Origin of the sequence: Escherichia sp. MOD1-EC5189 (assembly GCF_002966045.1) — a bacterium.
Taxonomy (GTDB): Bacteria; Pseudomonadota; Gammaproteobacteria; order Enterobacterales; family Enterobacteriaceae; genus Escherichia; species Escherichia coli_F.
The window spans coordinates 111,861-137,285 of record NZ_PTRX01000011.1 but is presented as its reverse complement, the minus strand read 5'-3'; the positions used below and the strand labels follow the sequence as shown (position 1 = coordinate 137,285).

At 52.6% G+C, this 25,425-nt stretch carries 27 protein-coding genes; 15 read left to right on the top strand and 12 right to left on the bottom strand.

What is annotated here, in order from left to right; all coding sequences use genetic code 11:
* Nucleotides 1–3: 3 nt before the first annotated feature.
* The 3 genes from yggU to yggS are packed head-to-tail and all read right to left on the bottom strand — an operon-like array spanning nucleotide 4 to nucleotide 1,579.
* Nucleotides 4–294, bottom strand: coding sequence for a DUF167 family protein YggU (yggU, locus tag ATB02_RS12145; protein ID WP_001277222.1), 291 nt, complete (start codon nucleotides 292–294; stop codon nucleotides 4–6).
* Nucleotides 291–857, bottom strand: coding sequence for an osmotic shock tolerance protein YggT (gene yggT, locus ATB02_RS12140; protein ID WP_105271644.1), 567 nt, complete (start codon nucleotides 855–857; stop codon nucleotides 291–293). Before yggT ends, yggU begins: the two co-directional genes overlap by 4 nt.
* Nucleotides 858–874: 17 nt before the next feature.
* Nucleotides 875–1,579: a pyridoxal phosphate homeostasis protein gene (gene yggS / locus ATB02_RS12135; RefSeq protein WP_105271643.1), complete on the bottom strand. Its 705-nt coding sequence runs from the start codon at nucleotides 1,577–1,579 to the stop codon at nucleotides 875–877.
* Nucleotides 1,580–1,596: 17 nt separating this feature from the next.
* On the opposite strand from yggS, the gene ATB02_RS12130 reads away from it, so the two are divergent.
* Nucleotides 1,597–2,577 carry a PilT/PilU family type 4a pilus ATPase gene (locus ATB02_RS12130; protein ID WP_105271642.1) on the top strand — a complete coding sequence of 327 codons (981 nt, stop codon included), beginning with the start codon at nucleotides 1,597–1,599 and terminating at the stop codon, nucleotides 2,575–2,577.
* 173 nt (nucleotides 2,578–2,750) lie between these two features.
* Here ATB02_RS12130 and ruvX read toward each other — a convergent pair whose 3' ends face one another.
* The 8 genes from ruvX to metK all read right to left on the bottom strand — a co-directional run bounded on the left by ruvX (nucleotide 2,751) and on the right by metK (nucleotide 10,023).
* A complete protein-coding gene (gene ruvX / locus ATB02_RS12125; protein WP_000017111.1) occupies nucleotides 2,751–3,167 on the bottom strand; it encodes a Holliday junction resolvase RuvX in 417 nt (138 codons plus the stop codon).
* Nucleotides 3,167–3,730 carry a YqgE/AlgH family protein gene (locus ATB02_RS12120; protein ID WP_001339287.1) on the bottom strand — a complete coding sequence of 188 codons (564 nt, stop codon included), beginning with the start codon at nucleotides 3,728–3,730 and terminating at the stop codon, nucleotides 3,167–3,169. The genes ruvX and ATB02_RS12120 overlap by 1 nt, the downstream gene beginning before the upstream one ends.
* Before the next feature lie 108 nt (nucleotides 3,731–3,838).
* Nucleotides 3,839–4,789 carry a glutathione synthase gene (gene gshB / locus ATB02_RS12115; protein ID WP_105271641.1) on the bottom strand — a complete coding sequence of 317 codons (951 nt, stop codon included), beginning with the start codon at nucleotides 4,787–4,789 and terminating at the stop codon, nucleotides 3,839–3,841.
* A gap of 12 nt (nucleotides 4,790–4,801) precedes the next feature.
* The gene (rsmE, locus tag ATB02_RS12110; protein WP_001222509.1) at nucleotides 4,802–5,533 is read right to left on the bottom strand and encodes a 16S rRNA (uracil(1498)-N(3))-methyltransferase; all 732 of its coding nucleotides are present in this window, start codon (nucleotides 5,531–5,533) and stop codon (nucleotides 4,802–4,804) included.
* Nucleotides 5,534–5,612: 79 nt separating this feature from the next.
* Nucleotides 5,613–6,320 (bottom strand): deoxyribonuclease I, encoded by a 708-nt coding sequence (gene endA, locus ATB02_RS12105; protein WP_105271640.1) that lies wholly within the window; start codon nucleotides 6,318–6,320, stop codon nucleotides 5,613–5,615.
* Between the two features lie 94 nt (nucleotides 6,321–6,414).
* Nucleotides 6,415–6,912 (bottom strand): SprT family zinc-dependent metalloprotease, encoded by a 498-nt coding sequence (locus ATB02_RS12100; protein ID WP_001296359.1) that lies wholly within the window; start codon nucleotides 6,910–6,912, stop codon nucleotides 6,415–6,417.
* Nucleotides 6,913–6,988: 76 nt separating this feature from the next.
* Nucleotides 6,989–8,383, bottom strand: a complete 1,395-nt coding sequence (gene galP / locus ATB02_RS12095; RefSeq protein WP_001352953.1) for a galactose/proton symporter — start codon at nucleotides 8,381–8,383, stop codon at nucleotides 6,989–6,991.
* A gap of 485 nt (nucleotides 8,384–8,868) precedes the next feature.
* The gene (metK, locus tag ATB02_RS12090) at nucleotides 8,869–10,023 is read right to left on the bottom strand and encodes a methionine adenosyltransferase (RefSeq protein ID WP_001062128.1); all 1,155 of its coding nucleotides are present in this window, start codon (nucleotides 10,021–10,023) and stop codon (nucleotides 8,869–8,871) included.
* Nucleotides 10,024–10,078: 55 nt separating this feature from the next.
* Between metK and yqgD the strand changes: the two genes are divergently transcribed.
* The 13 genes from yqgD (at nucleotide 10,079) to dagF (ending at nucleotide 22,302) form a co-directional block, all read left to right on the top strand.
* Complete coding sequence (gene yqgD / locus ATB02_RS26920; protein WP_001305310.1) at nucleotides 10,079–10,330, top strand: protein YqgD; 252 nt, start codon at nucleotides 10,079–10,081, stop codon at nucleotides 10,328–10,330.
* A gap of 110 nt (nucleotides 10,331–10,440) precedes the next feature.
* Entirely contained in the window at nucleotides 10,441–10,584 is a 144-nt protein-coding gene (yqgG, locus tag ATB02_RS26915; protein ID WP_001297404.1) for a protein YqgG, read from the top strand.
* Nucleotides 10,585–10,677: 93 nt separating this feature from the next.
* Entirely contained in the window at nucleotides 10,678–10,809 is a 132-nt protein-coding gene (gene yqgB / locus ATB02_RS12075; protein WP_001360961.1) for an acid stress response protein YqgB, read from the top strand.
* Between the two features lie 8 nt (nucleotides 10,810–10,817).
* Nucleotides 10,818–12,794, top strand: a complete 1,977-nt coding sequence (gene speA / locus ATB02_RS12070; protein WP_001352954.1) for a biosynthetic arginine decarboxylase — start codon at nucleotides 10,818–10,820, stop codon at nucleotides 12,792–12,794.
* A 145-nt stretch (nucleotides 12,795–12,939) separates the two neighbouring features.
* The gene (locus tag ATB02_RS12065) at nucleotides 12,940–13,671 is read left to right on the top strand and encodes a hypothetical protein (protein ID WP_088541725.1); all 732 of its coding nucleotides are present in this window, start codon (nucleotides 12,940–12,942) and stop codon (nucleotides 13,669–13,671) included.
* Between the two features lie 135 nt (nucleotides 13,672–13,806).
* Nucleotides 13,807–14,727 (top strand): agmatinase, encoded by a 921-nt coding sequence (gene speB / locus ATB02_RS12060; protein WP_000105566.1) that lies wholly within the window; start codon nucleotides 13,807–13,809, stop codon nucleotides 14,725–14,727.
* Nucleotides 14,728–14,985: 258 nt separating this feature from the next.
* Complete coding sequence (gene dagR, locus ATB02_RS12055; RefSeq protein ID WP_105271639.1) at nucleotides 14,986–17,784, top strand: transcriptional regulator DagR; 2,799 nt, start codon at nucleotides 14,986–14,988, stop codon at nucleotides 17,782–17,784.
* A 118-nt stretch (nucleotides 17,785–17,902) separates the two neighbouring features.
* On the top strand, nucleotides 17,903–18,331 hold the full coding sequence (locus ATB02_RS12050; RefSeq protein ID WP_032185087.1) for a PTS sugar transporter subunit IIA: 429 nt from the start codon (nucleotides 17,903–17,905) through the stop codon (nucleotides 18,329–18,331).
* 10 nt (nucleotides 18,332–18,341) lie between these two features.
* Nucleotides 18,342–18,827, top strand: coding sequence for a PTS system mannose/fructose/N-acetylgalactosamine-transporter subunit IIB (locus ATB02_RS12045; protein ID WP_032185086.1), 486 nt, complete (start codon nucleotides 18,342–18,344; stop codon nucleotides 18,825–18,827).
* 25 nt (nucleotides 18,828–18,852) lie between these two features.
* The gene (locus ATB02_RS12040; protein ID WP_000380263.1) at nucleotides 18,853–19,602 is read left to right on the top strand and encodes a PTS mannose/fructose/sorbose/N-acetylgalactosamine transporter subunit IIC; all 750 of its coding nucleotides are present in this window, start codon (nucleotides 18,853–18,855) and stop codon (nucleotides 19,600–19,602) included.
* On the top strand, nucleotides 19,599–20,459 hold the full coding sequence (locus ATB02_RS12035; RefSeq protein WP_198600581.1) for a PTS system mannose/fructose/sorbose family transporter subunit IID: 861 nt from the start codon (nucleotides 19,599–19,601) through the stop codon (nucleotides 20,457–20,459). Before ATB02_RS12040 ends, ATB02_RS12035 begins: the two co-directional genes overlap by 4 nt.
* A gap of 3 nt (nucleotides 20,460–20,462) precedes the next feature.
* Complete coding sequence (dgaE, locus tag ATB02_RS12030; RefSeq protein WP_032185085.1) at nucleotides 20,463–21,572, top strand: D-glucosaminate-6-phosphate ammonia lyase; 1,110 nt, start codon at nucleotides 20,463–20,465, stop codon at nucleotides 21,570–21,572.
* Nucleotides 21,559–22,302, top strand: coding sequence for a 2-dehydro-3-deoxy-phosphogluconate aldolase (gene dagF, locus ATB02_RS12025; protein WP_032185084.1), 744 nt, complete (start codon nucleotides 21,559–21,561; stop codon nucleotides 22,300–22,302). The genes dgaE and dagF overlap by 14 nt, the downstream gene beginning before the upstream one ends.
* A 55-nt stretch (nucleotides 22,303–22,357) precedes the next feature.
* Here the strand turns inward: dagF and loiP are convergent, their stop codons facing one another.
* A complete protein-coding gene (gene loiP / locus ATB02_RS12020; RefSeq protein WP_000701841.1) occupies nucleotides 22,358–23,116 on the bottom strand; it encodes a metalloprotease LoiP in 759 nt (252 codons plus the stop codon).
* A gap of 277 nt (nucleotides 23,117–23,393) precedes the next feature.
* Between loiP and tkt the strand changes: the two genes are divergently transcribed.
* Nucleotides 23,394–25,385 (top strand): transketolase, encoded by a 1,992-nt coding sequence (gene tkt / locus ATB02_RS12015; RefSeq protein WP_000098630.1) that lies wholly within the window; start codon nucleotides 23,394–23,396, stop codon nucleotides 25,383–25,385.
* Nucleotides 25,386–25,425: the final 40 nt, after the last annotated feature.

Here is a 25,425-nt window from a genome sequence, read left to right as displayed (position 1 = left end):
TACCTAATTAATTAACGCCGCGATTTCTGGCGGGATTTGTTGCGGATTAATGATTTTAATTTGTTTGTGGCGGCCAAGTTCGCCTTTCTCAATTACCACCTGGCTTTTGGCTACCCGGAATTGCTTGCCGAGAAACTTCACCAGATGGCTGTTGGCCTGGCCGTCAACCGGCGGCGCGGTAATGGCGACTTTTACTTCGTCGCCATGTAAACCGACAATAGAATCACGGCTGGCTTTCGGCTGAATATAAAGCCGTAAAACCAGACCGTCATCATTAACTGTTACGGCACTCATAACGCCATCCACAGCCCCGGTAGTAGCATATTTCCGGTCGCCTGCAGTACTTCTGCGACACCCATATTAATGACATACAGCAGCAGAACGAGGATCATCGGCGAGAAATCAATCCCACCCATTGCTGGCAGCAGGCGGCGAATCGGGCGCAGCAGTGGATCGGCCAGCTGGATCAGGACGTATTCAATCGGGCTACGACCCTGGCTTACCCAGCTCATAATCGCCATCACCAGCAGGACCCAGAAAATCAACAGGCCGATGGTTTTCAGCAAAATCAGTAAACCAGCAATCCAGATGATCGGCAGGAAAGTCACGACTTTAAACAGCACGATGGCTTTGATAAAACTGAGAATATAGGCAACCAGCAGCGAGGCGCTGTCAATCGGTCCCATTGCCGGAATAACGCGGCGCAGTGGTCCAATAATCGGCTGCGTCACCCTCACCACAAACTGTGAGAAGGGGTTGTAAAAATCACAATGAGCCCACTGCATCCAGATGCGTAATAACAGCACCATGGTATACAGCTCAATGACCGTTGAAAGCAGGAAAGTCAACGTATTCATGGCGTTCCTTTAATTCCTTATTTTTTAGAGTAATCACGCGCACCAAAAATTGCAGTGCCGATACGAACCATCGTGCTACCTGCCGCAATGGCGGCTTCCATATCGTCCGACATTCCCAGAGAGAGCGTGTCGATATGCGGGTAGCGCGTTTTCAGTCCGGCAAATGCTACAGCCATTTGGCGTGCAACTTCAAACTGCCTTACATATTCTGACTCAGGCGCAGGGATTGCCATCAGCCCGCGCAGACGCAAATGCGGTAGTTCAGCGACCGCTGCTGCCAGCTCGTCCAGTTCAGCCAGTTGAATCCCGGACTTACTGTTTTCATCACTAATATTAATTTGAATCAGTACGTTAAGAGGGGGAAGTTCTGCCGGGCGCTGGTCGTTCAGGCGGGTGGCGATGCGCAAACGGTCGATGGTATGACACCAGTCGAAATGTTCTGCCACCAGGCGGCTTTTATTAGACTGCAACGGGCCAATAAAATGCCATTCTAATCCTGTTACGCCCAGTTCCTGAAAGTGGCGAATTTTATCTACCCCTTCCTGAACATAGTTTTCACCAAATTGACGCTGCCCGGCATCAATGGCTTCTGCGATGGCGCTCGCAGGTCTTGTTTTACTGACTGCAAGCAGCGTAATTTCTTCTGGAGAACGACCGCAACGCGTTGCAGCCGCTGAGATTTTGTCCCGGACCTGTGCCAGGTTATGCGCAATATCGTTCATTTTCCGAGGATCTTAGTATGAATATGGAAGAAATTGTGGCCCTTAGTGTAAAGCATAACGTCTCGGATCTACACCTGTGCAGCGCCTGGCCCGCACGATGGCGTATTCGCGGGAGGATGGAAGCTGCGCCGTTTGATGCGCCGGACGTGGAAGAGCTATTGCGGGAGTGGCTGGATGACGATCAGCGGGCAATATTGCTGGAGAATGGTCAGTTAGATTTTGCTGTGTCGCTGGCGGAAAACCAGCGATTGCGCGGCAGTGCGTTCGCGCAACGGCAAGGTATTTCTCTGGCATTACGGCTGTTGCCTTCGCACTGTCCACAGCTCGAACAGCTTGGTGCGCCACCGGTATTGCCGGAATTACTCAAGAGCCAGAATGGCCTGATTCTGGTGACGGGGGCGACGGGGAGCGGCAAATCTACCACGCTGGCGGCGATGGTTGGCTATCTCAATCAACATGCCGATGCGCATATTCTGACGCTGGAAGATCCTGTGGAATATCTCTATGCCAGCCAGCGATGTTTGATCCAGCAGCGGGAGATTGGTTTGCACTGTATGACGTTCGCATCGGGGTTGCGGGCTGCATTGCGGGAAGATCCCGATGTGATATTGCTCGGAGAGCTGCGTGACAGCGAGACAATCCGTCTGGCGCTGACGGCGGCAGAAACCGGGCATCTGGTGCTGGCAACATTACATACGCGTGGTGCGGCGCAGGCAGTTGAGCGACTGGTGGATTCATTTCCGGCGCAGGAAAAAGATCCCGTGCGTAATCAACTGGCAGGTAGTTTACGGGCGGTGTTGTCACAAAAGCTGGAAGTGGATAAACAGGAAGGACGCGTGGCGCTGTTTGAATTGCTGGTTAACACACCCGCGGTGGGGAATTTGATTCGCGAAGGGAAAACCCACCAGTTACCGCATGTTATTCAAACTGGGCAACAAGTGGGGATGTTAACGTTTCAGCAGAGTTATCAGCAGCGGGTGAAAGAAGGGCGCTTGTGACGTTGCTATGTCTGATACGAATTGTAAACATGCCCGATGCGCAAGCTTATCGAGCCTACAAGGGAAGCGTAACTTTGAATTCGCACTCACCGTAGGTTGGATAAGGCGTTTACGCCGCATCCAACATGAAACAACGAGCACATTGTCAGAAATCTGTGCGCTAGTAAATCGCCTTAATATCCCTGCTCGAAATAACTTTCGAGAATAATAACCGCAGAGGCAGAGTCGACTTTACCTTTGTTGAGCGCCCGATAGCCGCCCTGTTCGAACAGACCGGAGCGCGCTTCCACGGTGCTAAGCCGTTCATCATGGAGCTTAACTTCAACACCAAAACGGCCATGAATACGATTGGCGAATTTACGCGCCCGGGCAGTCAACGGTTGCTCGGTACCGTCCATATTCAGCGGCAAACCGACGATAATTTCGTCAGGTTGCCACTCTTTCAGTAAACGTTCGATAAGGTTCCAGTCCGGCGTACCGTCCTGTGCTTTAATTGCGGGCAGTGGGCGAGCGGTGCCGGTAATGCGTTGTCCGACCGCTACGCCAATGCTTTTAGTGCCGAAATCGAAGGCGAGTAAGGTTCCACTCATCAGGCATGCCCTGCCACACCAGGCATGGTGAGAATATCCACACCAATCAGTTTTGCCGCATCGCGCCAGCGGTCGGCAATCGGCGTTTTGAACAGAATATTCAGATCTGCCGGGGCCGTTAGCCACGCGTTATCGAGAATTTCTTGTTCCAGTTGACCTTTCTCCCAGGAGGCATAACCCAGCGCCACCAATACGTCAGACGGTTGTTTATCGGTGCCGAGCGTTTCCAGCACATCGCGGGAAGTGGTCATCACCGTGTTGTCTGAAATGCGAATGCTGGAAGCAAAATTGGAGGGCGGAGTATGCAAAATAAACCCGCGATCTTCAGCCAGTGGGCCGCCGAGCATAACCGGTTTATCCAGACGGATTGATTCATCACGCGGCTCCGGCGTGATCTTCAGCTTTTCCAGAATCCCTTCAATTTTGAGATTTTCCAGCGGCTTGTTGACGATGATCCCCATTGCACCATTGGTATTATGTTCGCAAATGTAGACCACGGAACGACGGAAAATCGGATCCTGGAGAGCAGGCATGGCAATAAGAAAGTGATGCTGTAAATTCATTGTCAGAGGTTCTGTTTCCTGGTTCAAAAAAGCAACAGCGCCCAGTATGCGTGGAAAGAAGGGCGCTGTCACTCAGAGTCTCAACGAGATCCTTCTCGCTAAGGTGGGTTACTGCTGCTGTAAACGTGCTTCGATGGCATCCATTAACATACCGGTGATCGACACCGGAAACTCTGCTTCAATCTCACGAATACAGGTTGGGCTGGTGACGTTAATTTCAGTCAGACGGTCGCCGATGATATCCAGACCAACAAAAATCAGCCCTTTTTCTTTCAGCGTCGGTCCGATCTGACGGGCGATTTTCCAGTCACTTTCCGTCAGCGGACGAGCTTCCCCGCGACCACCGGCAGCCAGGTTACCACGGGTTTCGCCGCCTTGTGGAATACGCGCCAGGCAGTACGGCACCGGTTCGCCATCCACCACCAACACGCGTTTGTCGCCATCTTTAATGGCTGGCAGGTAATTTTGCGCCATGCAGTAGCGAGTGCCATGCTCAGTCAGGGTTTCGGCAATCACGCCGAGGTTTGGATCGCCTTCTTTCACGCGGAAAATCGACGCGCCGCCCATACCGTCAAGCGGCTTAAGAATGATGTCGCTGTGTTTCTCCCAGAACGCTTTCAGCTGTGCTTTATTGCGCGTAACCAGCGTTTCTGGCGTTAAGTCAGAGAACCAGGCGGTAAACAGTTTCTCGTTACAGTCGCGCAGGCTTTGCGGCTTGTTAACGATCAGCGTCCCTTTCTCTTCGGCACGTTCCAGAATATAGGTCGCGTAGATAAACTCGGTATCAAACGGCGGGTCTTTACGCATCAGGATCACATCGAGATCGGCCAGCGGCAGATCCTGTTCACCGACGAACGAAAACCACTCTTCGTAGTTCTGCTTCACGTTCAGCGTGCGGGTATGGGCGCGGGCTTCGCCATTGATCAGATACAGATCGCCCATCTCCATATAGTGAAGTTCGTAACCACGACGCTGTGCTTCCAGCAACATAGCGAAACTGGAATCTTTCTTGATGTTGATGTTTGCGATGGGGTCCATCACGATGCCGAGCTTGATCATTATTATTCTCCGTTAGCCCAAATCGCCAAAACGCACCTGTAGTGCGGTGATGGCGGTGAGCGCAGTTGTCTCTGTACGCAAAACGCGAGGTCCCAACAGGATATCAGTAAATTGATAGCGGGCAGTCATGGCAATTTCATCTGCCGATAAACCGCCTTCCGGGCCAATCAGCAGGCGGACGCGTTCAACCGGTAACGGCAACGTATTAATGCTGTTACTGGCGCGCGGGTGAAGATTCAGTTTCAGTCCTTCATCCTGCTCTGCACACCAGGCTTCCAGATCCATCGCTGGACGGATTTCCGGTACCCGGTTACGGCCACACTGCTCGCAAGCGGCAATCGCAATCTTCTGCCACTGCTGGAGCTTCTTGTTCAGACGTTCACTATCCAGTTTAACGCCGCAGCGTTCAGAAAAAAGTGGCGTAATGAGGCTTACACCGAGTTCGATCGATTTCTGGATAGTAAATTCCATTTTTTCACCACGCGACATCACCTGACCGAGGTGAATATGCAGCGGAGATTCGCGATCGTCGATCTGGCCTTCCAACACCTTCACTTCCACGCTTTTTTTGCTGGCGCTGGTAATTTCGGCGTCAAAGACCTGGTTGCTACCGTCAAACAATTGCAACGCCTGTCCTGGCCCCATGCGCAGTACGCGCCCGATATGGTTGGCGGCATCTTCGCAAAGCGCGATGTGAGAATGGCTGGTCAGTGGTTCAGGATGATAAATGCGGGGGATACGCATAGTTAAAAATCCGCGTCGTCTCCCCACGCGGTTGTACGCGTGGGGTAGGGGTTAACAAAAAGAATCCCGCTAGTGTAGGTTAGCTCTTTCGCGCCTGGCAAGCGCGTTGCACATACGGGTTATGATTGCCCTGCACCTTCGCGATGCGTTCATCGCGCTCGCACTCCCAGTCGGTAACCGGATACATCTTGTCCCATGCGTTGAACAGCTGCGTTTGCTGGCGAGAGAGTGTCAGGTTGTATTGGTCACGCATATAGAAGTAGGTGCGCGCAATGGCACCGCGTGCACGTGCTGGTGGCTCGGCGGCTTTTTCTTTGAAATCGACCTTCATAGCGCATTGACCGTACTGGCCTTCGCCGCCATTCCACTGGCTGTACATAAAGTTGCCGCGATCGCCATTCACCTCGCCGACTGACGGTTGCAGGTTATGCATATCGCTTTCCATCTTGCGATAGACCGGATCTTTGGCACAGTTTTTACGTCCACCGTCCTGCCAGCACTGGCGCTGGTGACCGAATTGCCAGGCGGGAACAACGTGTTCCCACTCTACGCGGCTGGCGCGGTTTTCATTTTTGCGCACCTGATAGCCGCACGATTGCAGATCAACAACGCCTTTTTTGCCCTGCCAGTTAATTTTACATCCGCAATAAAACGTACCGGGCGCGTCAGCGTGGACTTTTACCGCTGCGGCTTTCGCCTGAGAAAAACTATTGATACCTTCGGCCAACGTCGGGCCGGAAAATGCTGCGCTCAGTACCACCGCAGCAATAGACAAATAACGGTACATCACTTACTCCGTGTTAAAACGAGCCAGCAACGTAGCGAAAGTTGTTTTGGTATGCAATCAGCCAGATCAGGAAAGTTCCTGATAGTTCAGGTGGTTATTTTGCAATCAGCTGTTCACCGCAATGAACACAGCGATAGACGGCCTCGCCACGAACTACGCGATTATGGCGGCGTACGGTAAGCTGATGTTCCTGGCACTTGCAGCGGTAGGGGAAGGTGTTGCGACGCACGGATTGCAGTTCAAACTGGTGCGTACGACGAGCGGGAACGCCCAGCACGCTTTCCATCATCCATTTCCACTCTTTGCCATGTGGCGCTACGCGGCCGAAATGTTTCCATACCAGCAAATGTGCCAGTTCGTGTGGCACCACTTCTTCAATAAAGGCTTCGCTGTTTTCCAACAGTAAAACCGGATTGAGGCGAATTTCATAGCTTTCAAGCCAGGCTGTTCCGGCGGAGGTTCCGCGCTGGGTGTAAGAAAGTTTTGGCTCCGGGTAGTTACGCCCCAGCTTCAGGTTGGCCTGGGCGAGCTTTTCCCGCAGGCGACGCATAACGGCCTGTTGGATGGCAATAGGGAGACGGGATGTTTTCATAGCGGCAGAGGATAGAGCGAAGAAAAGATGACTGCAAGAGGTGGCTTCCTCCACGACGGGAGGAAGCCTGATGAGATTAATCGTGAGCGCCGATTTCGCGCAGTTTACGACCTTTCATCAGATTACGTTCAATATGTTCCAGCGAAACGTGTTTGGTTTCCGGTACCAGCCACAGTGTCAGCAGAATAAACAGTACGTTCAGAGCCGCATACACCCAGAAGGTGTTGGCGTTACCCAGCGTGTTGAGCATGGTCAGGAACGTTGCGCCAACGATCATGTTGGCAATCCAGTTGGTGGCGGTAGAGCAGGTGATGCCAAAATCGCGGCCTTTCAGCGGCTGAATTTCGGAGCACAGTACCCAAATCAGCGGACCGGCACTCATGGCAAAGCCGACAATAAACATCAGCAGCATGGCGATAGCGAAATACTGCGCCGACGGAGAGTGGATACCGATATGCATCATTGTACCGAGTATGCCCATGCCAGCAGCCATCACCAGGAAGCCCAACGTTAGCGTTGGTTTACGTCCCCAGCGGTCAACAAGGCCTATTGCGATAAAGGTGGCGAGTACGTTGGTGAGACCGACGATCACTGTCCCCCACATTTGCTCGGTGGTGTTGGTATAACCCGCCAGTTCGAAGATTTTCGGCGCGTAATACATGATGACGTTCATCCCGGTGAATTGCTGCATTACCTGCAACAGTACGCCAAGGAACACCGCGCGGCGGAAGTTGCTGTTCTCTTTAAACAGCGCCCAGCCACTCTGTTTAACCTGCAAACTTTCACGGATTTCATCCAGTTCGCGTTTCGCTTCCGCACTGGTGTCGCGTAGGCGCAGCAGCACGCGCTCGGCATCAACAAAACGGCGTTTGGCGGCAAACCAACGTGGGCTGTCTGGCAGGAAGAAAACACCAATCAGCAGCAAAATTGCCGGGATGATAATCACACCCAGCATCCAGCGCCATGCACCGGTGTAGCTGAAGGCGGTATCAGAAAGATAAGCACCGAGGATCCCGATAGTGATCATCAACTGATACATCGAGATCATACTGCCGCGAATTTTTTCCGGCGCAATTTCAGAGAGGTAAAGAGGTGCGGTATAAGAGGCCACACCCACCGCCAGCCCCAGCAGAACGCGGGAAAGAATCAGTACTTCAACGTTTGGCGCAGCCGCAGAGAACAGTGAACCAGCAACAAACAGAATTGCGCCGATCATCAGGCTCTTTTTGCGCCCGAGTTTAAAGGAGAGCCAGCCGCTACCCACCGCACCGACTGCCGCACCGAACATCATGGAGCTTACGACCCATTCTTGTGTGTGCGAAGTAATCTGGAATTCATCAGCAATAAACGGCAGTGCGCCAGCAATTACACCGATATCCAGGCCAAAGAGTAATCCCGCCAGAGCGGCAAGGAAGCAGACGAAAAACGTCATTGCCTTGTTTGACCGCCCCTGTTTTTTAGCGTCAGGCATGATGCCCTCCAAAATGGTTATTTTTTATTGTGAATTAAGATAGGTGAGTACGACGTAAAAAGATGTGAAGCAAATCACATCAGTGTAATCGCTTACACTAACATTTATCTTAGTTATGATTTAAGTGCATGAAAATAATTGAGTTATATCATCATAGATTAAACGCAGTTATCTGCAATTAAGACTTTACTGAAAAGAAATGTAACAGCTGTGAAAACTGAATAATAATATGAAAATATTACAAATATTTGGCTGGTGTGGTGGGTGTAATCGGTTTCAGTCGTGGTGATGATTTGAGGGTAAAACGTGTTCAGGAAGAATGATGTTATTGTGCAGGCGGTTTTTTTTGCCGGATGCGGCGTGAACGCCTTATCCACTTACATGTGACAGCGGTTGTGGGCCTGATAAGCGTAGCGCATCAGGCATTTCTCTGGAAAAGAAAAAGGCCAGCGCGAGGCTGGCCTTTGAAAGCAGGTGAAGAAAGATTACTTCAGACCGGCAGCATCGCGCAGCAGCTGCGCTTTGTCGGTTTTTTCCCACGGGAAATGTTCACGACCAAAGTGACCGTATGCTGCGGTTTCTTTGTAGATCGGGTGCAGCAGATCCAGCATCTGAATCAGACCGTATGGACGCAGGTCAAAGAACTCACGTACCAGCAGAGTCAGTTGTTCAGAAGGCACTTTCTCGGTACCGAAAGTTTCCACCATGATGGAGGTCGGTTCAGCCACGCCGATTGCGTAGGAAACCTGAATTTCACAACGATCGGCCAGGCCAGCCGCAACGATGTTTTTCGCGACATAACGTGCTGCGTACGCTGCGGAACGGTCCACTTTTGATGGATCTTTACCAGAGAACGCACCGCCACCGTGACGTGCCATGCCGCCGTAGGTATCAACGATAATTTTACGACCAGTCAGACCGCAGTCACCCATCGGGCCGCCAATAACAAAACGTCCGGTCGGGTTGATGAAGAACTTGGTTGCGGAAGTCAGCCATTCTGCGGGCAGAATCGGCTTGATGATCTCTTCCATTACCGCTTCTTGCAGCGATTTCTGGTCGATCTCTTCAGAGTGCTGGGTGGAAAGTACTACAGCATCGATGCCAACGATTTTGCCGTCGTCATACTGGAAAGTCACCTGGCTTTTCGCGTCCGGGCGCAGCCACGGCAGAGTGCCGTTTTTACGTACTTCAGCCTGACGCTGAACCAGACGGTGTGCATAGGTGATAGGTGCTGGCATCAGCACGTCGGTTTCATTGGTTGCGTAGCCAAACATCAGACCCTGGTCGCCCGCGCCCTGTTCCAGCGGATCGGCACGATCAACGCCCTGGTTGATGTCAGGAGATTGTTTGCCGATAGCGCTCAGGACCGCACAGGAGTTAGCGTCAAAGCCCATGTCGGAATGTACATAGCCAATTTCGCGAACGGTGTTACGGGTGATCTCTTCGATGTCTACCCAGGCGCTGGTGGTGATTTCACCGCCAACTAAAACCATGCCGGTTTTTACGTAGGTTTCGCAAGCAACACGTGCTTTCGGATCCTGTTCGAGGATCGCGTCTAAAACGGCATCAGAGATTTGGTCAGCAATTTTGTCAGGATGCCCTTCAGAGACGGACTCGGACGTAAAAAGGTGTTTTGCCATATTTAATATCACCTAAAGAGAATTTGGTTAGCTCAAACTGTTGTGTGGATTTTCTGTGGTAGCGGATCCTACCACGACTCTGCAGGTTAAAAACACTGGCAGTCTGAGTGTTAATCGGTATGGATGGATTAACATCTGGATGGCTATTTTAGGTCAGTTCTTCACCCAATTTCCACTTTTTTTTGAATCGTGTCTCATTCTGTTAAAAACGTGGCTGGAAATTTTTCCTGACAATGCTGGCATTCTGCGTATTTATCTTTTGCAATTTTCTGCCATTGTGGGGTATAAAACGCGGCGCGCGGCTTAAATAAAAAGCACACGACGTTTCTTTCGTGTTGCCACTTCCAGCCGGGTTGAAATCAGAGTTTTGGCTTGTGGGTTCGTCTTAACAGGCGGCCGTGGAGGTGATACGAAATAATGAACCGTTGTCTGCTGCTTAACCTGTCTCACCGTTCTGGTGAAGATTCGTTCCCCGCACTCTGCATCTCTGCTTTGCATACCTGCCGATGTTATACCCATCTCGGCGCTTCTCAGGATTCAAGAGCTGGTTACAGTTACTGAGGACTGAACAAGGGCGCTCTTGTAAAAACAAGAGTTTTCTCGTGGTTTCGCCGAACTGTCACACTTACGTTCGGTTATGTGTTTAATAATGTTATGAAAAAGAAACCGGTTGCGCAGTCGGAGCGTCAGCATACTTTGCTGGAAAATCCGTGTGCTTATGGGTTGTTATCGCAGTCCCAGGCTGCGATAGTCGTTAACTGTTTTACACTTAATAAAATAATTTGAGGTTCGCTATGTCTGACGACATGTCTATGGGTTTGCCTTCGTCAGCGGGCGAACACGGTGTACTACGCTCCATGCAGGAGGTTGCAATGAGCTCCCAGGAAGCCAGCAAGATGCTGCGTACTTACAATATTGCCTGGTGGGGCAATAACTACTATGACGTTAACGAGCTGGGCCACATTAGCGTGTGCCCGGACCCGGACGTCCCGGAAGCTCGCGTCGATCTCGCGCAGTTAGTGAAAACTCGTGAAGCACAGGGTCAGCGTCTGCCTGCACTGTTCTGTTTCCCACAGATCCTGCAGCACCGTTTGCGTTCCATTAACGCCGCGTTCAAACGTGCGCGGGAATCCTACGGCTATAACGGCGATTACTTCCTCGTTTATCCGATCAAAGTTAACCAGCACCGCCGCGTGATTGAATCCCTGATTCATTCGGGCGAACCGCTGGGCCTGGAAGCCGGTTCCAAAGCTGAGTTGATGGCGGTACTGGCGCATGCTGGCATGACCCGTAGCGTCATCGTCTGCAATGGTTATAAAGACCGCGAATATATCCGCCTGGCATTAATTGGCGAGAAGATGGGCCATAAGGTCTATCTGGTCATTGAGAAGATGTCAGAAATCGCCATTGTGCTGGATGAAGCAGAACGTCTGAATGTCGTTCCTCGTCTGGGCGTGCGCGCGCGTCTGGCGTCTCAAGGTTCTGGCAAATGGCAGTCTTCTGGCGGGGAAAAATCGAAGTTCGGCCTGGCGGCGACTCAGGTACTGCAACTGGTTGAAACCCTGCGTGAAGCCGGACGTCTCGACAGCCTGCAACTGCTGCACTTCCACCTCGGTTCGCAGATGGCGAATATTCGCGATATCGCCACGGGCGTTCGTGAATCCGCGCGTTTCTATGTGGAACTGCACAAGCTGGGCGTCAATATTCAGTGCTTTGATGTCGGCGGCGGTCTGGGTGTGGACTATGAAGGTACTCGTTCGCAGTCCGACTGTTCAGTGAATTACGGCCTCAATGAATACGCCAACAATATCATTTGGGCGATTGGTGATGCGTGTGAAGAAAATGGTCTGCCGCATCCGACAGTAATCACCGAATCGGGTCGTGCGGTGACTGCGCATCACACCGTGCTGGTGTCGAATATCATCGGCGTGGAACGTAACGAATACACGGTGCCGACCGCGCCAGCAGAAGACGCGCCGCGCGCGCTGCAAAGCATGTGGGAAACCTGGCAGGAGATGCACGAACCGGGAACTCGCCGTTCTCTGCGTGAGTGGTTACATGACAGCCAGATGGACTTGCACGATATTCATATCGGCTATTCTTCGGGCACCTACAACCTGCAAGAACGCGCGTGGGCTGAGCAGCTTTATCTGAGCATGTGTCATGAAGTGCAAAAGCAGCTGGATCCGCAAAACCGCGCACATCGCCCGATTATCGACGAATTGCAGGAACGTATGGCGGACAAAATGTACGTCAACTTCTCGCTGTTCCAGTCGATGCCGGACGCATGGGGGATCGACCAGTTGTTCCCGGTATTGCCGCTGGAAGGGCTGAATCAAGTTCCGGAGCGACGCGCCGTGCTGCTGGATATTACCTGTGACTCTGACGGTGCCATCGACCACTATATCGATGGTGATGGTATTGCCACGACAATGCCTATGCCGGAGTACGATCCAGAGAATCCGCCGATGCTCGGTTTCTTTATGGTCGGCGCGTATCAGGAAATCCTCGGCAACATGCACAACCTGTTTGGTGATACCGAAGCGGTTGATGTGTTCGTCTTCCCTGACGGCAGCGTAGAAGTGGAACTGTCTGACGAAGGCGATACCGTGGCGGACATGCTGCAATATGTACAGCTCGATCCGAAAACGCTGTTAACCCAGTTCCGTGATCAAGTGAAGAAAACCGATCTTGATGCTGAACTGCAACAACAGTTCCTGGAAGAGTTCGAGGCAGGGTTGTACGGTTATACCTATCTTGAAGATGAATAATTAAGATTATTCCGCTATCGGGTCGATTTATTTACGTAAATCGGCCCGCTTTCTTTTTATATATTCTTAAAAATAATTTAGCTGCTTTCCTTATTGAATAATCTCCCTACAATCGCTGCATTAATTAAATACAGAGGGAATGGTTATGAAAAAATGGAAAGTACGTAGCGCGTTGGTGGCATTAGTCGTGCTGCTGGCCGGTTGTTCCAGTAATGCGCAGTATAATAGCAGTGCATCGGGCAATGTCGGCACCGCCTGGGGTGGGGATGTGCACTCAACGGTTCAGGGCGTATCTGCTGAACGAGCCTGGCGCGATCCGGCAGAGATGATCGTTATTAGTTATTCGACTAATGTTCCTTCCGGCTACGACCGCGTTTATAGCATTCGTATTAACGAACTTGAATATGCTATTCGCGATGGTAATTTTAATTCTCTACCTATTACGCGGATTTATAATTCATCAGGTAAAGAACTACGCTATATAGTCCATGCCAGAGTAGGAATGAATTACCAATTATATGTCCGCAATTACAGTCGTAACACCAACTACGAGATCGTTGCGACAGTTGATGGCCTGGATGTTCTCAATGGTAAACAAGGTTCCCTGAATAACAACGGCTATATTGTGAATGCCGGGGATTCGTTGGCGATTAAAGGATTCCGCAAAGATAAACATACCGAAGCGGCTTTTCAGTTCGCCAACGTTGCGGATTCCTACGCAGCCAATTCGGCGCAAGGCGATGTGCGTAATACCGGTGTAATCGGCTTTGCCGCCTTTGAATTACAAGGCCCGGCGCAAAATGCGCTGCCACCGTGCTCTGGACAAGCGTTTCCGGCGGACAACAATGGCTATGCGCCGCCACCGTGTCGGAAATAGTAACCTCGCTTGATGCCTCGCCCATTTAAGGCGATAATTAGCACAAAATTGTGTTTCGCAAATCCAACCCTTCCTCGTCGGGCCTAACGACGCGGAAGGGTTTTTTTATATCGACTTTGTAATAGGAGTCCATCCATGAGCACCTTAGGTCATCAATACGATAACTCACTGGTTTCCAACGCCTTTGGTTTTTTACGCCTGCCGATGAACTTCCAGCCGTATGACAGCGATGCTGACTGGGTAATTACCGGCGTGCCGTTCGATATGGCTACTTCCGGTCGTGCGGGTGGACGCCACGGTCCGGCGGCGATCCGTCAGGTTTCAACAAATCTGGCCTGGGAACACAACCGCTTCCCGTGGAATTTCGACATGCGCGAGCGTCTGAACGTGGTGGACTGCGGCGATCTGGTGTATGCCTTCGGCGATGCTCGTGAGATGAGCGAGAAGCTGCAGGCGCATGCCGAAAAGCTGCTGGCTGCCGGTAAGCGTATGCTCTCCTTCGGTGGTGACCACTTTGTTACCCTGCCGCTGCTGCGTGCTCATGCGAAGCATTTCGGCAAAATGGCGCTGGTACACTTTGACGCCCACACCGATACCTATGCGAACGGTTGTGAATTTGACCACGGCACTATGTTCTATACCGCGCCGAAAGAAGGTCTGATCGACCCGAATCACTCCGTACAGATTGGTATTCGTACCGAGTTTGATAAAGACAACGGCTTTACCGTACTGGACGCCTGCCAGGTGAACGATCGCAGCGTGGATGACGTTATCGCCCAGGTGAAACAGATTGTAGGTGATATGCCAGTTTACCTGACCTTTGATATCGACTGCCTGGATCCTGCTTTCGCGCCGGGCACCGGTACGCCGGTGATCGGCGGCCTGACCTCCGATCGCGCCATTAAACTGGTACGTGGCCTGAAAGATCTCAACATTGTTGGGATGGACGTAGTGGAAGTGGCTCCGGCATACGATCAGTCGGAAATCACCGCTCTGGCAGCAGCGACGCTGGCGCTGGAGATGCTGTATATTCAGGCGGCGAAAAAGGGCGAGTAATTCGCTAAATATTTCCCGGTGTGCATAGTCATGCCGGGAAACATTCATCAGTGCGATATATGTTTTTATATTTCTACGCGACTTTTTCTTAGCTCTGTTCACCTGCCTGGTTGTTTCAGAACATAAGTAATATTTAAAACACGAATATTCAGAAACCAGATTGTCACAAGGAATATTAATTCTTCCCGGTAGTTCTCATTCTTACGTTTACAAATAGTGTATGTTCTGAACAACTATTGTTTTTTAAGCGGTAAAGAAATGAGACGGATTGATGTTATTTGCAAGGAGCTGGAGCGACTGACGTATGGGCTGGAACTGTCTGATTTAGCGAAGGAGAAAGCATTTACTGCTGAGGCGATTGGTTTTAACCTTGGGCTGGCACGTAACTCGGTTAGTAAAGATCTTAATCAATTATGGAATGAAGGCCTGGTGGTAAAAAGTCAGGGACGTCCTGTTTTTTTTCTACATCGTCACGCACTAGAATTGCTCATTAATCGAAAACTGGATGATTGCGAATGCATAGTTCATTCAGTGGCTAGTTTATTGCCAAAGAAAGAAAAATATACAGATGATGATCCGTTTTCCGGACTTATCGGATACGACCGTAGTCTCCGTGATGCGGTAGAAAAAGGCCGCGCAGCGGTGCTCTATCCCCACGGACTGCATGTGCTGTTAACCGGGGCATCTGGTGTTGGCAAAACATTCTTTGCTGAGTTAATGCATTGCTTCGCTTGTAAGCACACCATAGGTTCGCCACCTCCGTTGGTTTACTTTAACTGTGCCGAATATGCTCATAATCCGGAGTTGCTTTCCTCTCATCTGTTTGGTCACCATAAGGGGGCATTTACCGGGGCAAGCGAGAATAAAACGGGGCTGGTGGAGCAAGCTGACGGAGGTTATTTACTTCTGGATGAAGTGCATCGCCTCCCGTATGAAGGACAAGAGAAGCTCTTTTCTATTCTCGATAAAGGTGAATACCGCCCGCTTGGTTCAAGTGGGCCAACATATTCAATTTCGGTGCGCCTTATTTGCGCCACCACAGAGTTGGTCAACTCCTCACTATTGCGTACCTTCCAGCGGCGTATCCAGGTGTATATCGACTTACCGGGTATTCGCCAGCGTTCGGTCGAGGAGCAACTCGAATTGATTGTCAGCTTCTTCCAGCGCGAAAGTCGTAAAATTGAACGTACCATAAGCCTTGATAAAACCCTTTTGCACTGGTTGTTAAGTAAACCCCTGGAAGGCAATATCGGCCAGCTTAAAAGCGATATTCAGTTCTTGTGCGCGCAGGCGTGGGCGTCGGGAATGACCGAGCGCAATGATACATTAGAGTTAGATAAACGACTGGCGGAGATGCCGTTTAATACCACGCCGGAGCAGCGCCTGCTGGTCGATGCGTTGTTTGGCGGTAAAGATCGTTTGAACGTGGATGCGCGTACGTTGCCCGCGTTAAAAAATTCGTTGGCGACCAGCGCGGAAATAGAAGAGAGCGATCTGTTTTACAGTTTCCTGACTCGTGAATATGTCAATCTGCGCAACAGTAACGTGCCGCCCGCAGAAACGCTGGCTATCCTGAAAAACAAACTCAGTTCGATTTTTGAATACGGTCTCTATAGCCGCCATAGTGCGGCGCATCCACCGCGCTATGGCGATCAAATTGAGGAGCGGGTGACGTTGCTGATCGGTTACGTGGAGCAGGTATTAGGATTTACGTTGCCAGAAAACCTGGCGAACCCGTTACGTAAACACTTTCTTGCGCTGATTGGCTATGTGCGGCGAGGGCTTATACCTCAACTCTATTCCTCCAGCTTGATTCTGGATCGCTGTAAAGATGAGTATGACAATGCCACGCTTCTGTGCCGCAAAATCAATGAGCTGTTGCATATTCAGTGCCCGGCGACGGAGGTGGTCTGGCTGTGCCTGTTCCTGAAAGAGTGTCGCCACTACCGCCAGCGCATCGACACCAGCCCGGATTGCGGCGTGATTCTAATCGCTCACGGTGCGACCACCGCAACGAGCCAGGCGCAATATGTGAATCGGGTGCTGGAGCGCGATCTGTTCTACGCAATTGATATGCCATTTGAGCAGTCGGTGCATGACACCCTGGAAACCCTGACCCGGATGATTCAGGACCGGTGCTGGCAGCGGCTGATACTGATGGTGGATATCGGATCGCTGGTCCATTTTGGCAGCACCATCAGCAAGCTGTTCCAGATTGACGTTCTGTTGTTGCCAAATATCACTCTGACCAGCCTGCTGGAGGTGGGGCTGGATTTAAGCTACGAAACTGGGGATCTATCGCAATTGGCTGTGCTTATGCAGAGTAAAAATATCCCTTGTCGGCTCTGCACGCCGCAGCAAGAGAGCGGTGGCAAAGTGCTGGTTATCTCATGTATAACCGGAATGGGGACGGCAGAAAAGATCAAAAAAGTGCTGGAGGAGAGCTTTGGCGAGCTGATGTCGCAGGACACGCGTATGGTGATTCTCGACTATAACGAGGTGCGCAGCCTGGAGCGTATTCAGCAGGCGCTTAATGCCAGTGAACGGCTGGCAGGGATCGTCGGCACCTTCCAGCCGGGACTGCCGGATATTCCGTTTATCTCGCTGGAGGAACTGTTTTCCGAGCAAGGGCCGGAGCTGGTGCTCAGCCTGCTGACTCCGGATCTCTCAAGCAGCGAGCGCCGACTGGAGATGGAGCGCAGCGCCATGCGCTTTATCAGCGCGCTGACCATGGAGAGCATCATCAACCATATTTCGGTGCTCAACCCGCAGCGAATTCTGAAAGAGATCGAGGACGTTCTGAACCACTTAACCAACACGCTCTCCCTGAAACCGAGCCGCCAGGTGACACTACGTTTTCTGATCCATTGCTGCTGCATGGTCGAGCGTATCGTGATTAACCGCAAACCGTTACAGATGGCGCTGGAAAACCGGCTTGATCTGGACGCTCGTGCCTTTAGCGTCATCAAATCCTCCTTTTTGCCGATTGAAGAGGCTTACGCTATCCGTTTATCGGACGCAGAATATTTTTATATCTACGAACTGCTCTACAGCTGATCCCCTGATTTACGGGGCTTAAGGCCTCATCCAATCTCTTTTCCTCTGAGCGTGACACAAATTCTGGCACGTCCTTTGCTCCTGACGAAATGTAAACACTGGAGCAAAGGAGGCTATTTTGACCACAACTGTATCTATTCATCCGTTACCTGAAATTTTGCTGCTAACTCACGGCGGCTGGGGGCTGCAGCTCTGCAACAGTCTGCGCATGGTGATGGGCGAAATCGAAGGCGTGACGGAAATCGCGCTGATGCCTGTCGATACGCTGGGCGAGTTTTACCAGCGCGTCGAAGCCGTGGTGAAAACCATGCCAGAAGGTTCGCTTATCGTGACCGATTTTATCGGCGGCACCACCTCTAACGTGGCGGCGCGGCTGAGCGCCGATTATCCGGTGGCGGTGATCTCCGGGCTTAATGCCTCGCTGCTGCTGGAGGCGCTGGACAAGCGCGAACATGGCCCACTGACCGCCTGCGTGGCCGATCTGGTGGAAGCTGGGCGCAACAGTTGCCTGGACGTCGTCTCCCATATTCGTCAATTACAACAGTAAGGAAAATCGTATGGCAAACATCGTGTTATGTCGCATTGACAGCCGTCTTATCCACGGACAGGTGGTGACGAAGTGGGTGGGGCAATCCCAGGCCAACCGTATTGCGGTGGTCAGCGACGAGCTGGACGCCGATCCGTTTATGAAAAATATCTACCTGATGGCCGCGCCGCCGAATATCAAAGTGGACTGCTTCAGCAACCAGAGCTTCGCGGCCGCGTGGAAAGACAACCAGCTGGGCGACGGCAACGTGCTGGTGCTGTTCCCGTCGCTGGCGGCGATTCAGGAAGCGGTGCAGCAGGGCTTTGACGTGGCTGATATTCAGGTTGGCGGCTTAGGCGGCGGGCCAAACCGTAAAGCGGTGTTCCAGAACATAACTCTGGATGAAAAAGACGTTGGCATTCTTAACGATTTGAAAAGTCGCGGCATTAAGGCTGTTTTCCAGACCATCCCGGAAGATAAGCCGCAGTCGCTGGACGATATCCTGAAAAAATTCTGACCCTCTGAACATGGGATAACAAATTATGGATACCTTACTTTTTGCAAGCCTGATGGGGCTGTATTACTGGTTTGCCCGGTTGCGCCTTGGCTATACCTTCTCCGCCATGCTGTTACAGCCAGTGGTGGTGGCGGTCTTTGTCGGCCTGCTGCTTGGCAACATGCCTGCGGCGATGATTATCGGCGCGGGGATGCAGTTGGTATATCTGGGTGTGACCTCAACGCCAGGCGGCAATGTGCCGTCAGACCCGGCGCTGGCGGCCTGTATCGCCATTCCTATCGCCGTTAAGGCCAATATGGACCCGAACCTGGCGATTGCACTGGCGATTCCATTTGGCGTTATCGGCGTATTCCTCGACCAGTTGCGTCGCACGCTAAATGCGGCCTGGGTGCATATGGCCGATAAACACGCGGAAACGGCCAATATGTCAGCCATTATGCGCTGCGCCTTTCTCTACCCGGCGCTGCTGGGGCTGGTGCTTCGTTTCCCGGTGGTGTTCGCTGCCAACTACTTCGGCCAGAACGTAGTGGAAAGTTTCCTCAAGCTGATGCCGCACTGGCTGACCCACTCGTTTGAAATCATGGGCGGGATTCTCCCGGCGCTGGGCTTCGCCATCACCATTATGGTGATTGGTAAAAAGAGCCTGCTGCCGTGGTTTATCGGCGGATTCTTCGCGGTACTGTACCTCAAGGTGGACATCATGGCGATGGCGATTTTCGGCACCTGCGTGGCCTTCCTGATTAAAGGCCTGGCGAAAAATGAAGGAGCGGCATAATGAGCGACGACGTAATGCAGCATGAATTGGTGGAGCGCGCGCGGGAGTCTGGGGCGTTGACCAAAGCGGATATCACCAAAGCGTGGTTTATCTACTGGCTGGGCGCGGAAGTGTCCAGCTCCTATGAGCGTTTACAGAGCCTGATTTTCTGCGCCTCGATGACGCCGATTATCAAAAAGCTCTATCCGAAAAAAGAGGAGCAGGTGGAGGCGTTAAAACGCCATCTGAACTTCTTCAACTCAGAGCAGACGTTTGGCGCGGTGATCCAGGGGATCTCCATCGCAATGGAAGAGCAAAAGACCCGCGGCGAGGCGATTAACGATGCCTCTATCACCGGGATTAAAACCGGCCTGATGGGGCCGCTGGCCGGAATGGGCGACTCCATCATCTGGGCGGCCGTGATGCCGCTGTTGATTGCTATTTTTATCCCGTTCGCCGCCAATGGCAGCGCAATGGGCGGTATTTTGCCGCTGATTCTCTACCCGGCGATTACGCTGGCAATCAGCTACGGCATGGTGCACAAGGGCTATACGCTAGGGCGCGATTCGATTATCAGCCTGCTGCAGGGGGGGCGCATCAAGGAGCTTATCTACGGCGCTAACGTACTGGGGCTTATCATGATGGGTGCGCTATCCGCGAGCTTTGTCAAGATAACCTCACCTTTAAAAATTAGCGCACTGAAAGGCTCTGAAGTGGTGGTACAGCAGATTCTTGACTCCATCGCGCCCGGCCTACTGCCGCTGGCGGCAGTGTTCGCGATCTACTTCTATCTGGTGAAAAAGGGACCGCGTTACACCACGATTTTGCTGTCAATTGTGGCGTTGAGCGTGGTCTGCTCGCTGCTGGGAGTGCTGTAAGCCATGACGCAGAATATCTATCAACAACTGGGGCTGAAACAAGTGATTAACGCTTGCGGTAAGATGACGATTCTCGGCGTCTCCAGTGTCGCGCCGGAGGTGATGCAGGCCACCGCGCGTGCGGCATCCTCTTTCGTGGAGATTGATCAGCTGGTGGACAAAACCGGCGAGCTGGTCTCTCGCTTTACCGGGGCGGAGGATAGCTACGTTACCTCCTGCGCCTCGGCAGGGATCGCCATCGCTATCGCCGCCGCCATTACCCGCGGCGACAAGGCCCGGGTGGCGCTCATGCCGGATAGCTCCGGCATGGCCAATGAAGTGGTGATGCTGCGCGGCCATAACGTCGATTACGGCGCATCGATCCTCAGCGCGATCCGCTTAGGCGGCGGGCGCGTGGTGGAGGTGGGGTCAAGTAACCTGGCGGCTCTCTGGCAGCTGGAGAGTGCCATTACCGACGCGACCGCCGCGCTGCTGTATGTGAAGTCGCATCACTGCGTGCAGAAGGGGATGTTGAACATCGAGGACTTCGCCCAAGTCGCGCAGATGCACAACCTGCCGTTGATTGTCGATGCCGCCGCCGAAGAGGATTTACGTGCCTGGGTGGTGAGCGGAGCGGATATGGTGGTCTACAGCGGCGCAAAAGCCTTTAACGCGCCTACCTCCGGGTTTATCACTGGTAAAAAAATCTGGATTGCAGCCTGTAAAGCGCAGCATTACGGCATTGCCAGGGCGATGAAAATCGGCAAGGAGAACATGGTTGGGCTGGTTTACGCGCTGGAGAATTATCACCAGGGGCAGGCAATCATCACCGCGGAACAGCTCCAGCCAGTGGTTGAAGCGATTTCTGCGATTCACGGGTTAACGGCTGATATTGAGCAGGATGAAGCCGGGCGTGCAATCTGGCGTATTCGTATTCGGGTAAATGCGCAAGAATTTGGAGTTGACGCTCGCGTCGTCGAAGCGCAACTGCGTGGTGGCGATATCGCGATTTATACACGGCGGTATAACCTCCACCAGGGCGTTTTTAGCCTTGATCCGCGTACGGTGGCGGATGGGGAGATGGCGCTTATCGTGGCGCGACTGAAGGAGATTGCAGATCATGCAAAAGATTAATTTCTATCATAATCGTGTGGCAATTAATGTGCTGGCGAAAGATATCGCCAATGCCCGTGAAATCTATGACGCCGCCGAAGGCCACGCGGTGATTGGCGTGCTTTCCGCGCAGTTCTCCTCGGTGGATGAGGGGATCCAGGAAGTTAAACGTTGGATGGCGGAAATACCGTCCATTTCAGTAGGTCTGGGGGCGGGTGACCCGGCGCAGTATTACAAAGCTGCGATGATTGCGGCGCAGATTCATCCAGCACACGTTAACCAGACCTTTACCGGTTGTGGTTTCGCGGCAGGCGCGCTTGCGACGACGGGCGGTGAGCAGACCCATGTCAACGCGCTGGTTAGCCCGACGGGAACGCCGGGCGAAGTGCTGATTTCCACTGGCGTTAGCAGCAGCCAGGGTACGCCTGCCCGCGTCTCCTGCGATACGGCGGTGCGAATGATGCTAGATATGGGCGCACACGCGGCGAAGTTCTTTCCGATGGGCGGCGAGAAGTCGCTTCCGGAGCTATACGCGCTGGCGACCACGGCGGCGCGCAATGGTATGACGCTGATTGAGCCAACCGGCGGGATTGATTTGGATAACTTCAGTGTGATTCTAAAAACTTGTCTGGAGGCGGGTGTGCCGCGCATTATGCCGCATGTTTACAGCTCGATTATAGACCCTGATACGGGATATACCCGACCGGATGATGTAGCCGTTTTGCTGAATAAAGTGAAATCACTACTCTGATCGGGGATTCAGGCGTTACCGACCTACAATTATGTTGTAGATCGGTATGTCTGACTTATTTTATCCCATCCGCGCTCATACGATCGCGAATATGCTGGGCGCGTTCGGCGGATGCCGGATGGTCGTCAAACATTGAGCTTTGGCGGCCTTCTTCCAGTTTCGCCAGTTTTTCAAAGCTGGTGGCAAGACCAGCCGGGCTGATGCCGCGTTGGCGCAGAAGATCGTAAGAATAATCATCGGCTTCTGCTTCCTGGCGCTGGGAGAATTGCGAATTGACTAATTTCTCGCCCAGATCACCAAGTTGCGATTGCGATAAACTGCCGACAATCCCGCCCGCAGAGGCTGCCGCGACTCTCACGGCGTTGGTACCTAATGCAACTTGCATCCCTTTCTTCACATGGCCTAACGCGACGTGCCCCATTTCGTGACCGATCACCGCTTCGACTTCGTTATCCGTCATCATATCCATCAGCCCGCTATAGACGCGGATACAGCCGTTTGCCATCGCAAAAGCATTCACATCCTTCGCCATATACACTTTGTAGTTTACTGGCTGACCGTTGATATTGTTGCCTAGCGCATTGGCAATAGTTGTCAGACGTTTAGCGTATTCGCTATTGGCTGGCGCAATCGTCGCCTTGCTGTCCATCTCCTGACATGCCTGATCGCTCAGGGCTTTCACCTGCGCATCACTCAAACTGTAAGCCTGAAAAGCTTCCGCTCCTGATGAGAGCAGTCCGTTGGAGTCCATATTCTGGCAACCGGTCAGTACCGTTGCCACGCTCATTGCTACCAATAAGGCGCGAATTTTCATGTTTTCTCTTCCGCACAAGGTCAGGATTATTCTAAAAATGCACCGTTTGCAGGTGAATCGATGCTCAGTCTCAGTATAAGGAAAAGCGCAGCGGACGGGCGAGCAGATTGCGCAACATGCGAGCATGATCCAGAGATTTCTGAAGCGGCAAAAGGATGTTCCATGTACATGACGCGCGGCTTGCGGTAAATTGTTGGCAAATTTTCCGGCGTAGCCCAAAACGCGCTGTCGTCAAGTCGTTAAGGGCGTGCCCTTCATCATCCGATCTGGAGTCAAAATGTCCTCACGTAAAGAGCTTGCCAATGCTATTCGTGCGCTGAGCATGGACGCAGTACAGAAAGCCAAATCCGGTCACCCGGGTGCCCCTATGGGTATGGCTGACATTGCCGAAGTCCTGTGGCGTGATTTCCTGAAACACAACCCGCAGAATCCGTCCTGGGCTGACCGTGACCGCTTCGTGCTGTCCAACGGCCACGGCTCCATGCTGATCTACAGCCTGCTGCACCTCACCGGTTACGATCTGCCGATGGAAGAACTGAAAAACTTCCGTCAACTGCATTCCAAAACTCCGGGCCACCCGGAAGTGGGTTACACCGCTGGTGTGGAAACCACTACAGGTCCGCTGGGTCAGGGTATTGCCAATGCAGTCGGTATGGCGATTGCAGAAAAAACGCTGGCGGCGCAGTTTAACCGTCCGGGCCACGACATCGTCGACCACTACACCTACGCCTTCATGGGCGACGGCTGCATGATGGAAGGCATCTCCCATGAAGTTTGCTCTCTGGCGGGTACGCTGAAGCTGGGTAAACTGATTGCGTTCTACGATGACAACGGTATCTCTATCGATGGTCACGTTGAAGGCTGGTTCACCGACGACACCGCAATGCGTTTCGAAGCTTACGGCTGGCACGTTATTCGCGGCATTGACGGTCATGACGCGGCATCCATCAAACGCGCTGTAGAAGAAGCGCGCGCTGTGACTGACAAACCGTCTCTGCTGATGTGCAAAACCATCATTGGTTTCGGTTCTCCGAATAAAGCCGGTACTCACGACTCCCACGGTGCGCCGCTGGGCGACGCTGAAATTGCCCTGACCCGCGAACAGCTGGGCTGGAAATATGCACCGTTCGAAATCCCGTCTGAAATCTATGCTCAGTGGGATGCGAAAGAAGCAGGCCAGGCGAAAGAATCCGCATGGAACGAGAAATTCGCTGCTTACGCCAAAGCTTATCCGCAGGAAGCCGCTGAATTTACCCGCCGTATGAAAGGCGAAATGCCGTCTGACTTCGATGCCAAAGCGAAAGAATTCATCGCTAAACTGCAGGCTAATCCGGCGAAAATCGCCAGCCGTAAAGCGTCTCAGAATGCGATTGAAGCGTTCGGCCCGCTGTTGCCGGAATTCCTCGGCGGCTCTGCTGACCTGGCACCGTCTAACCTGACCCTGTGGTCTGGTTCTAAAGCAATCAACGAAGATGCTGCGGGTAACTACATCCACTACGGTGTTCGCGAGTTCGGTATGACCGCGATTGCTAACGGTATCTCCCTGCACGGTGGCTTCCTGCCGTACACCTCCACCTTCCTGATGTTCGTGGAATACGCACGTAATGCCGTACGTATGGCTGCGCTGATGAAACAGCGTCAGGTGATGGTTTACACCCACGACTCCATCGGTCTGGGCGAAGATGGCCCGACTCACCAGCCGGTAGAGCAGGTCGCTTCTCTGCGCGTGACCCCGAACATGTCTACATGGCGTCCGTGTGACCAGGTTGAATCCGCGGTCGCGTGGAAATACGGCGTTGAGCGTCAGGACGGCCCGACTGCGCTTATCCTCTCCCGTCAGAACCTGGCGCAGCAGGAACGTACTGAAGAGCAGCTGGCAAACATCGCGCGCGGTGGTTATGTGCTGAAAGACTGTGCCGGTCAGCCGGAACTGATCTTCATCGCTACCGGTTCTGAAGTTGAACTGGCGGTTGCTGCCTACGAAAAACTGACTGCTGAAGGCGTGAAAGCGCGCGTGGTTTCCATGCCATCTACTGACGCATTCGACAAGCAGGACGCGGCTTACCGTGAATCCGTACTGCCGAAAGCGGTTACTGCACGCGTTGCGGTGGAAGCGGGCATTGCTGACTACTGGTACAAGTATGTTGGCCTGAACGGTGCCATCATCGGTATGAATACCTTCGGTGAATCTGCACCGGCAGAGCAGTTGTTCGAAGAGTTCGGCTTCACCGTTGACAACGTTGTTGCGAAAGCAAAAGAACTGCTGTAATCGGTAAGATGCTTTGTGAGAAGGGCCGCGAAAGCGGCCC